At 73.9% G+C, this 6,590-nt stretch carries 6 protein-coding genes and 2 pseudogenes; 4 read left to right on the top strand and 4 right to left on the bottom strand.

The window, feature by feature from the left end; translation table 11 throughout:
- Positions 1 to 299: pseudogene (locus C1I97_RS28035) on the bottom strand (hypothetical protein); the annotation flags it as partial.
- A gap of 648 nt (positions 300 to 947) precedes the next feature.
- Between C1I97_RS28035 and C1I97_RS28030 the strand changes: the two are divergent.
- Positions 948 to 1,157, top strand: coding sequence for a hypothetical protein (locus tag C1I97_RS28030; protein WP_111005929.1), 210 nt, complete (start codon positions 948 to 950; stop codon positions 1,155 to 1,157).
- 90 nt (positions 1,158 to 1,247) lie between these two features.
- Here the strand turns inward: C1I97_RS28030 and C1I97_RS28025 are convergent, their stop codons facing one another.
- Positions 1,248 to 2,042 (bottom strand): RNA polymerase sigma factor SigF, encoded by a 795-nt coding sequence (locus C1I97_RS28025; RefSeq protein ID WP_111005928.1) that lies wholly within the window; start codon positions 2,040 to 2,042, stop codon positions 1,248 to 1,250.
- A gap of 286 nt (positions 2,043 to 2,328) precedes the next feature.
- Here C1I97_RS28025 and C1I97_RS28020 point away from each other — a divergent pair, with 286 nt between their 5' ends.
- Together C1I97_RS28020 and C1I97_RS28015 are read left to right on the top strand one after the other, a co-directional pair.
- Entirely contained in the window at positions 2,329 to 2,730 is a 402-nt protein-coding gene (locus C1I97_RS28020) for a DUF2795 domain-containing protein (RefSeq protein ID WP_111005927.1), read from the top strand.
- Positions 2,731 to 2,928: 198 nt separating this feature from the next.
- Positions 2,929 to 3,483, top strand: coding sequence for a type 1 glutamine amidotransferase domain-containing protein (locus C1I97_RS28015; RefSeq protein ID WP_111005926.1), 555 nt, complete (start codon positions 2,929 to 2,931; stop codon positions 3,481 to 3,483).
- A gap of 106 nt (positions 3,484 to 3,589) precedes the next feature.
- On the opposite strand, the gene C1I97_RS28010 is transcribed toward C1I97_RS28015, so the two are convergent.
- Positions 3,590 to 3,868 carry a DUF6158 family protein gene (locus C1I97_RS28010; protein ID WP_111005925.1) on the bottom strand — a complete coding sequence of 93 codons (279 nt, stop codon included), beginning with the start codon at positions 3,866 to 3,868 and terminating at the stop codon, positions 3,590 to 3,592.
- Between the two features lie 57 nt (positions 3,869 to 3,925).
- On the opposite strand from C1I97_RS28010, the gene C1I97_RS28005 reads away from it, so the two are divergent.
- Positions 3,926 to 5,041 (top strand): baeRF2 domain-containing protein, encoded by a 1,116-nt coding sequence (locus C1I97_RS28005; protein WP_111005924.1) that lies wholly within the window; start codon positions 3,926 to 3,928, stop codon positions 5,039 to 5,041.
- Between the two features lie 22 nt (positions 5,042 to 5,063).
- On the opposite strand, the pseudogene C1I97_RS28000 reads toward C1I97_RS28005, so the two are convergent.
- A pseudogene (locus C1I97_RS28000) lies at positions 5,064 to 6,581 on the bottom strand (ABC-F family ATP-binding cassette domain-containing protein); the annotation flags it as partial.
- Between the last annotated feature and the right edge of the window lie 9 nt (positions 6,582 to 6,590).

The following is a 6,590-nucleotide window of genomic DNA, read 5'->3' as shown; positions in this document are numbered from 1 at the left end:
AGATGTGTATAGGAGACAGGTACGGGGCCCTGCGGCGCGCCCGGGAGGGCGAGGTCCGGGGTCGGCGCCCCGGGCGCCCCGCCGAGGAAAGCTTCCCCGAACGGCCCGGATCCCGCGGGGCAGATGTCGGCGCCGTCCGGATAGCAGTCGGCGGGGAGGGCGACCCCCACGCCGGGCTGACGGGCGTACGGCCGGTGGATCTGGGCGGCCGGGTGCGCGGAGGCGGCCGACGCCGCTGTGCCCGCCATGAGTCCGGTCAGGACGAGGGCGGGCAGGGCGCGGGCGGTGGTACGGCGCATGTGCGGGGCTCCTTGGACCGACGGCGGCGGACGGCACGTGGTGTGTGCCCTCTCCACCCATCACAGCCGCCGCCACCACGGGCCGCGCGCGGCAGAGCCCCATTCGCCGGACACGAACCACCTGTCGGGTGACCCCCGTCCTGTCCCGGACCCCGGCGGCGTGTCCGGGCCCGTGAGCTGTCTGCTCGCGGGCCCGGGTGGACCGCCACGACCAGCGGGCCCACGGCGGCTTCGCAGCCGGTGGGGCCGCCACCACCGTCGATCGGCTCGGCGCCGGTCCTGCCGAGCGGGTGGCCTGCGGCCCCGAGGGCCTCGTTGGCCTGCCGGAGCGGCTTCTCCGGGTCGGGGCCGGCGACGACGGACCGGCCGGGAGTCGCACCTGCCGAAGTCCTGGACGGACGACCGGGAGCGGTGCCATGCGGCCGGCGTCGCGCACGTGCCGGCGACCAAGGTCGACGACACCGTCATCACCGGGCGAGGTGCCGGGATCCGGGCCGACGCCCTGGTGGCCCGCCCGCCGCAGCGTCAGCGACCCCGCCGAGATCGCCCACCACGTCTGTGGCGGCCCGGTCGGCACCCGGCCAAGGGACCTGGTCCGGGTGGCCGGGGCCCGGTGGCAGGTGGCAGGTGGCAGGTGGCAGGTGGCAGGTGGAGGAGTGTTTCCGGGCCGCGAGGAACGAGCGCGGCCCGGACCACTGCCGGGTCCGCCGCTACGGCGCCTGGTCCCCCCACATCACGCCGTCCAAGGCCGCCCTCGCCGCACCGACCGCCATCCGTGCCCAGGAGCTGTCGAAGAGGGCAGCGATCGTGGGCGAACCCGCCCTGCTACCCCTGTCCTCGCGGAGATCCGCCGCCTGACCGGACTGCTCCTCCGTCCGGAGGCCGGGCCCCGCGGCGTCAGGTGCTGGGGCGGTACCTCCCGGCCGAAGGCCAAGGGAGGGACTTTCGCTACACGCCCTCCCGCATCACCTGGTCCCGCAGCCGGTCGCAGCACCGGTTGATCAGCCGGGAGACGTGCATCTGCGAGATGCCCAGCTGCTCGGCGATCCGGCTCTGGGTCATGTCGCCGAAGAACCGCATGTACAGGATGGCCCGTTCCCGTTCGGGCAGCGCCGCCAGCCGCGGCCTGACGGCCTCACGGTCCACCACGGTGTCCAGCGCGGGGTCGGGCGAGCCCAGGGAGTCGTTGAGGGAGTAGCCGTCCTCGGTACCGGGCAGCTCCGCGTCGAGCGAGAGGGCGGTGAAGCTCTCCAGTGCCTCGAGCCCGACCTGTACGTCCTCCTCGCTGAGGTGGGCGTGCCCGGCGATCTCGGCGACGGTGGGGCGGCGGCCCGGGATGGTCTGGGAGAGGTCCTGGGCGGCGAACCGGACGCGGTTGCGCAGGTCCTGCACCCGGCGAGGGACGTGCATCGTCCACATGTGGTCGCGGAAGTGCCGCTTGATCTCGCCGGTGATGGTGGGGATGGCGTAGCTCTCGAAGGCGTGGCCGCGCTCGGGGTCGTAGCGGTCGACCGCCTTGACCAGGCCGAGGGCCGCGACCTGGCGCAGGTCCTCGAAGCTCTCGCCGCGGCTGCGGAAGCGGCCGGCGAGCCGTTCGGCCATGGGCAGCCAGGCCTGGACGATCTCGTCGCGCAGGGCGTCGCGCGGCGGTCCCGCGGGGAGCGCGGCGAGCCGGCGGAAGGCTTCGGCGGTGTCGGGGGCGTCGTCGTGGGGGTGGTGCCTGGCGCTCGCTCGAGTTCGCATGGTGCCTCGCAACTCCCTCGGAGTGCTCTGGGATGGACGGTCACCGTGGACGCGCGGGCGCGATCAGGACCGGCCGCACGCGTGGCGGCGCCGGGCGCCGCTCCCACGGACGTGCCTCCGGTCCGAAGCACTGGGAGTGCGCCTGCCCCCGGCCTCCGCACGCAAACGTCCGGCCGCCGGGGGGGGATCCGTGCGCTCCGCGCCCGTGTCATCCCGGCCCGGAAAGCCCGTGTCGGCTCCCTGTGCACGGGTACGCGGGGGCCACCCCGACAGTCTGGAGGGAGACATGCAGCGAGGCAGTGACCGGCTGAGTGTCCACCGTGACGATGAGATGAAGCACGAGCTGCAGGGTCTGCTCAGGTCCGGCCACCCCACACGGAGCGAGGAGTGGCACGACCCGGAGCCGACCGCCGAGGACGACCCGGAGGTCTGGGGCGGGCCGGTGGCGCCGGGAGGCTCGAGGGCGTCCCTGGAGACCGTCCGCCTGGAGCTGGCCAGGATGCTGGGCCGCAGCGCCTTTCCCGCGGGCCCCGGCGAGCTGGTCCGTGCGCTGCGCCGCAAGAACGCGCCGGACGCGCTGGTCGAGGCGCTGGAGCGGCTGCCGCGCAAGGCGCGCTACGCCAATGTGCAGGAACTGGCGGAGGAGCTGACGCATACCGAGCGGCCCGCCCGGGAGGACCGCGCCTAGGCCCGCGCCGGGAGCCGGGCCACCGGGACCACCGCTTCCACCCCCTGTCCTGAAGGGTCCTGAGGGGTGGAGCGCCGGGCACGCGTGAGGCAGCGGGTCGTGCGCCGCCGGTGCCGGCGGCGGCTGCGAGGACGAGAAGGAAGCGCGCCGGGGGCCGGCCGGGCCCGCCGGCGGGCGACGAAAGGACGTGGAAGCATCATGCGCATCGCATTTCTGACCGCTCCCGAGGGTGTGGAGCAGGTCGAGTTGACCGAGCCGTGGAAGGCGGCCAGGGACGCCGGTCACGAGACCGTGCTCGTGTCGACGAAGCCCGGCGAGATCCAGGCGTTCAACCACCTGGACAAGGCGGACACCTTCCCGGTGGACGCGGTCGTCGGCGAGGCCTCCCCGGACTCCTTCGACGCGCTCGTCCTGCCGGGCGGCGTGGCCAACCCGGACTTCCTGCGGATGGACGAGAAGGCCGTGGCGTTCGTGAGGGGCTTCTTCGACCAGGGGCGTCCGGTGGCCGCGATCTGTCACGCGGCGTGGACGCTGGTCGAGGCGGACGTCGTACGGGGCCGGGAGCTGACCTCGTGGCCGAGCGTGCGGACGGACATCCGCAACGCGGGCGGCACCTGGGTCGACGAGCAGGTGAAGGTCTGCGACCACGGCCCGAACAAGCTGGTCACCAGCCGCAAGCCGGACGACCTGAAGGTGTTCTGCGAGACGTTCCTGGAGGTGTTCGCCGAGAAGGCCGAGAAGAAGGCGGGCTGAACGGCCGGGCAGAAGGCCGGTGGGTGGTCACCGGACGTGGCGCCCGCCGACGCGCCGCAGGAAGCGCGCCGGCGGACACGATCGGTGGACCGCCCGGGACGCCGTCTCAGGTGCGGGGAGTCGTGGACTCCCCGCATCCGCGTTCCCGGGCTCCTTCGCGGGTGCGGCCCGCGGCGACCGTTCGCCGGGGATTGCGGCGCAGGTACTCCCCCTCGAGCTGCGCCATGCGTTCGTTGTGGGCTCGCAGCGCGTCGTTCGAGCCGTACAGCAGGGTGTCGTGACGCGTGCGGTGGATCGTCTCCAGCTCCTTCATGAGCTGCTGGTCGTCCAGCCGCCCCGGGTCGACTCCGGTCATGGTGTTGCCCCGCTCGTCGTGTTCGTTCATGCGGTACGGGTACCCGCCCGGCGTGCACTGCCACCGAACGGCCTCCGGGAGGGAGCCATGGACCTCGCGTTCCTGAATCCACTGTACGAACACCCGGGTCCCTGGGCCTCTGTGTACGTCGACACCTCCCGGCGCACGGAAAACATGGCCCACGAAGTGCACCTGACGGCCCAGGCGATGGCCCGGGAGCTGTCGCGGCAGGGCGCGGACGAGGCCACCTGCCGGGCGGTCCAGGCCGCGATCGAGGATCTGCGCCACTCCCCCGATCCGCACGGGCGGGCCCTGTTCGCGCGGGCCGGGAACGTCGTGCTCGATCCCATGCTGGCGCGCCCCCCGCAGGGCGGCAGCCGGGCCGTGTGGGCGCCGCTGCCGCGGGTCGGGCCGATGCTGGATCTGGCGGGCGAGGACCCGGTCGCGATCGTGGCGTACGTCGACCGCAAGGGCGCGGACTTCGAGCTGCGCAGCGCGCTGGGCCGGCAGAAGGCCGGCGCGGTGGTGGGGCAGCAGTGGCCCATCCACCGCACGAGCAGCCTCGACTGGTCGGAGCGGCACTTCCAGCTGAAGGTGGAGAACACCTGGGAGCACAACGCGGCGGAGACCGCCGACGCGCTCAGCGTCTGCCAGGAGGAGGCGCGGGCCGATCTGCTGATCCTGGTCGGTGAAGACCGGGAGCGGCACGAGGTGCGCGACCGGCTGCCCAAACGGCTGCACGACCGCGTGGAGGAGGCCGCCCACGGTGCCGGCAGCCGGCTGCTGGACGAGGACGTGGAGCAGATCCGCGCCGCGCACGTGCGCCGGCGGGTCGAGGCCGAGCTGGACCGCTTCCGGGCGGCCCGGGCCCCGGACGACGAGGGCCGCTCCGGCGCCGTCGAGGGCGTGCCCGCGCTGGTCGAGGCGGCCCGGGAGCAGCGTCTGGAGGAACTGCTCGTCCGCCCGGACGGCGCCGAGAACCACCGTGACGTGTGGGTCGGCGAGGACCCCGGCCAGCTGGCCGTACGCCGTACGGAACTGAAGATCCTCGGCGAACAGCACTCCTGGCGGGCCCGCGCCGACGACGCGCTGCTCCGCTCGGCGGTCGTCACCGACGCCGCGGCCCTGTCGCTGGCCCCGGTGGTCCCGGCCGACGAGGACGTACCGGCGGGCGGTCTGGGCGCGATCCTCCGCTGGAGGTGACCCGCGGGCGGCCGGGCCGGCGCTACCGCGCCCGCTCCACCCGCCGTTCGTCCCACACCGGCTCCGGGGTCTCGCGGACCCGGCCGTCGCTGCCGAAGACCAGGTAGCGGTCGAAGGAGCGGGCGAACCAGCGGTCGTGGGTGACGGCGAGGACCGTGCCCTCGAACGCCTCCAGGCCCTCCTGGAGTGCCTCGGCCGACTCCAGGTCGAGGTTGTCGGTGGGCTCGTCCAGAAGGAGGACGGTGGCGCCGGCCAGTTCCAGGAGCAGGATCTGGAAGCGGGCCTGCTGGCCGCCGGAGAGGCGGTCGAAGGTCTGCTCGGCCTGGCCGGTCAGCTCGTAGCGGCGCAGCCGGGACATGGCGGCGCCGCGGTCCTGGGAGTGCTCCTTCCAGAGGATGTCGAGGAGGGTGCGGCCGAACAGCTCGGGGTGGGCGTGGGTCTGGGCGAAGTGCCCCGGGACCACCCGGGCGCCGAGCTTCCAGGCTCCGGTGTGGGCCACGTCCTCGCCGGCCAGCAGGCGCAGGAAGTGCGACTTGCCGGAGCCGTTGGAGCCCAGGACGGCGACGCGTTCGCCGTAGAAGACCTCCAGGTCGAAGGGTTTCATCAGGCCGGTCAGCTCCAGGCCCGCGCAGGTGACCGCCCGCACGCCGGTGCGGCCGCCCTTCAGCCGCATCCGGATGTCCTGCTCGCGCGGCGGCTCGGGCGGCGGGCCCGCCTCCTCGAACTTGCGCAGCCGGGTCTGGGCGGCCTGGTAGCGGGAGGCCATCTCGTGGCTGACGGAGGCGGCCTGGCGGAGGTTCAGGACCAGCTTCTTCAGCTGGGCGTGCTTCTCGTCCCAGCGCCGGCGCAACTCCTCGAAGCGGGCGAAGCGTTCGCGCCGGGCCTCGTGGTAGGTGGCGAAGCCGCCGCCGTGCACCCAGGCGTCGGCGCCGGCCGGGCCGGGTTCGACCGACACGATCTTCCCGGCGGCGCGGGAGAGGAGTTCGCGGTCGTGGGAGACGAACAGCACCGTCTTGCGGGTCTCCTTCAGCCGCTCCTCCAGCCAGCGCTTGCCGGGTACGTCGAGGTAGTTGTCCGGCTCGTCGAGCAGCAGCACCTCGTCCGTGCCGCGCAGCAGCGCCTCGAGCACCAGCCGCTTCTGCTCGCCGCCGGAGAGGGTGCGCACCTGCCGCCACTGCGCCTTGTCGTAGGGCACGCCGAGCGCGGCGGTGGTGCACATGTCCCACAGCGTCTCGGCCTCGTAGCCGTGCGCCTCCGCCCAGTCGGCCAGCGCCTGCGCGTACCGGAGCTGGGCGGCCTCGTCGTCGACCGTCATGAGGGCGTGCTCGGCCGCGTCGACGGCGCGGGCGGCTTCCCGGACGCGCGGCGGGGCGACCGACACGAGCAGGTCGCGCACGGTCGTCTCGTTCCGCACCGAGCCCACGAACTGCCGCATCACGCCGAGACCGCCGCTGACGGTCACGGTGCCGCCGTGCGGCTTCAGCTCTCCGGAGATCAGCCGGAGCAGGGTCGTCTTGCCCGCCCCGTTGGGCCCCACGAGAGCCACCAC

This window comes from Streptomyces sp. NTH33 (assembly GCF_003236365.1).
Lineage (GTDB): Bacteria > Actinomycetota > Actinomycetes > Streptomycetales > Streptomycetaceae > Streptomyces.
Note: the sequence above shows the minus strand (reverse complement) of the source record. Positions and strands in the feature narration are given on the sequence as shown.